This window comes from Mesorhizobium sp. M0437, assembly GCF_040321335.1.
Lineage (GTDB): Bacteria > Pseudomonadota > Alphaproteobacteria > Rhizobiales > Rhizobiaceae > Mesorhizobium.
This window is the reverse complement of sequence record NZ_JAMYRK010000165.1, coordinates 1-2,472: the sequence shown is the minus strand read 5'-3', so window position 1 is coordinate 2,472 and position 2,472 is coordinate 1. Positions and strand designations below refer to the sequence as shown.

3 protein-coding genes are annotated in these 2,472 nt (G+C 56.2%); all 3 read left to right on the top strand.

What is annotated here, in order from left to right; all coding sequences use genetic code 11:
- The coding region (locus NKI72_RS34560) for a putative bifunctional diguanylate cyclase/phosphodiesterase (RefSeq protein WP_352852192.1) at window positions 1–935 on the top strand (935 nt) is incomplete at its 5' end.
- Between the two features lie 173 nt (window positions 936–1,108).
- Complete coding sequence (locus NKI72_RS34555) at window positions 1,109–1,630, top strand: ubiquinone biosynthesis methyltransferase UbiE (protein ID WP_502896732.1); 522 nt, start codon at window positions 1,109–1,111, stop codon at window positions 1,628–1,630.
- On the top strand, window positions 1,627–2,472 hold an 846-nt coding region (locus NKI72_RS34550), incomplete at its 3' end, for a class I SAM-dependent methyltransferase (protein ID WP_352852190.1). The genes NKI72_RS34555 and NKI72_RS34550, both read left to right, overlap by 4 nt.

The window sequence follows — 2,472 nt, the reverse complement described above, 5'->3', positions numbered from 1 at the left end:
GAATTGCTTTCGGGCCGGAGCCCGGGACCGACGGCGAACAGTTGAGGAAAGCCGCTGACATTGCTCTTTACGCGGCCAAGACAGATGGACGCGGCTGCGCTCGAACATTCAACCGTTCGATGCTGCTCTTGCTCGAGCAACGCGAGAATCTGAGGCGCAGCCTTCGAACCGCGCTGGAGCGCGGCGAGCTTTATCTGGAGTATCAGCCGCTCATTCAGCCTCCCTCGTCAGTGACCGGTTTCGAAGCGCTGCTGCGGTGGCGGCACCCCGAGCTCGGAATCATTCCACCCAACGTGTTCATACCGATCGCCGAAGCCGACGGTCTGATGGACGAGATTGGACGATGGGTGCTCGAGGAAGCGTGTCGCCAGGCGTTGACGTGGCCTTCCTCGCTGACAGTCGCAGTGAACTTGTCGCCGGCTCAGTTCCTTAGCGGTTTGCTGACGGACACCGTCGCTCAGATCGTCGACGCAGTTGGGCTTGAAGCCGACAGACTTGAACTTGAGATAACCGAGAGGGTTCTACTTGAGAAGACGATCGACAACATAGACACATTAAATACGCTGAATGTCTTGGGAATTCGAATATCGCTAGACGATTTTGGAACATACTATTCATCGTTGAGCTACCTTAAAAATTTTCCCTTCGATACGTTGAAGATAGATCAGTACTTTATTGCGGACTTGGAGACCGATCTCAAAAGCCAAACGATCGTGCGATCGATCATGAATCTGGCGCACGGCCTCGGGATAAATGTCACTGCCGAGGGGGTCGAGACGCCGGCACAGGCACGGTGGCTGATCAAGGAGAATTGCGATTGCCTGCAAGGCAACTTCCTGGGAAAGCCGCTTGGAGCCGAGGCGATCAGCGGTTTCATCAGGCGGTCCCCGCTGAGGGTGGTACGCGCGATGGAGGAATCAAAACAAGCGCTCTAGCGCCTTGCGGCCTTCGTTAACGGTGAGGCGGAGATTCTAGAATGATCGAGGCAGATACCGCGCAATTCCTCGAGTGGGTGCGAGACAGACTCATCACGGGCGCGGAGAAATTTTTCATCGCGGAGGCCATCACCCCGCGAGAGCTCAATACTGATGGAACAAGTGAGATGCCGATGGGACCTATTCATCATGACCTGGCTGGCGAGCCGACTTTTGAGCCGATGATCCAGATCGACATGGAAATCAAAGCTTTTGTCTCCGCTTGGAAGCATTGCGATTATGTCTCGACATACGTGGCCCGGATGATCAGTCAAAACAGGTCAGACTCGGTCCACCATTCAAATCTCTTTTCCTCCGCCTTCAACGAATTGCTGGAAGTCGCCTTTCGTACTCGCCATGCCGACGGCGAACTGGCATGCAGGGTGTCTCGCCATGGCGCGACGGATAGGATCGAGTTGACATTTCCTTGCGTGCCGGAGGAGCGCCAATTCTACGAAGAAGCCGTGTCGCAACTTGCAGGAATAGAGGCCAGAGAGCGATACCTCAATTCGGTGTCCGGGGATCTCGCGCCGAGCCGCGAGGTCATACTCCTGGAACTGGCTGTCGACTACAACGCGACACTCTGGATCGAGGACGCGGACGGCGATGCAATCAAGCTTGTCGTGGATCTTCCGCTCGAGGGCCTGCAAAATTGAGCCCTTACGACCTTCTCCCGCGCTTCAAGGCGCAATACGACGCGAACAACCAGGAGTTCTCCATATCGGGAGTGGTCCGGCCTCAGGCGATCGATGAGCTTGGGCCCAGCATAGCATTACTTCGCGATGCGATCGGCCGTGTGCGCGGCGTTCTCTACGTCAATGTCAGGCGCCTGACGCAGATGAACAATGCGGCGTTTCACACCTTTTCGAGGATCATCATCGACGCTTGTCGCGCTCGACCCGATCTCAAATTCGTCGTCATCACGTCAAGCGTCGTCGGATGGACCTCGCGAAAATTCGGTCGCCTGAGCGGAATTGAACCGAACATCACCGTCGAGGAGTATGACACTGAATTTTATCCGGGGCAGGGTTTTCTTGAGGAAGGCGGGTTCGTACCCATCCTGCGCACTCAGACAAAGATGACTTGGCGCCACGAGCGCACAATCTTGCCGCGACACGGCATGAGGCCCGGGATCGTCATGGCCGATGTCTGTTGCGGGATCGGTGATTTCGCCGTACTCGCGCAGAAGGAGTTTCAGCCATCGCGGATCGTCGCCCTCGACCACTCCAGATCAAGCCTGAACTATGCTCGACGAGTGATGCGGGAATTCGACATCCGGGGCATCGAATATACTTATGGCGATGCGTCGGAGATGCTGCTCGACCAAGCGCAGTTCGACTTGGTCACCTGCCGACATTCCCTTCAAATCTTCAATCGACCTGAACTCATCCTCAAGGAGCTCTACCGCATCTGCAAGCCAGGCGGGCGGGTCTATATCACCAACGAGAAGAATTCGCATTGCCTCGGCGAGCCGCGCGCCGAAAGCATTCGTTGGACC

Coding starts and splice junctions, on each gene's coding strand:
- NKI72_RS34555 (WP_502896732.1), top strand. CDS start 1,109: ATGGGACCTATTCATCATGACCTGGCTGGCGAGCCGACTTTTGAGCCG.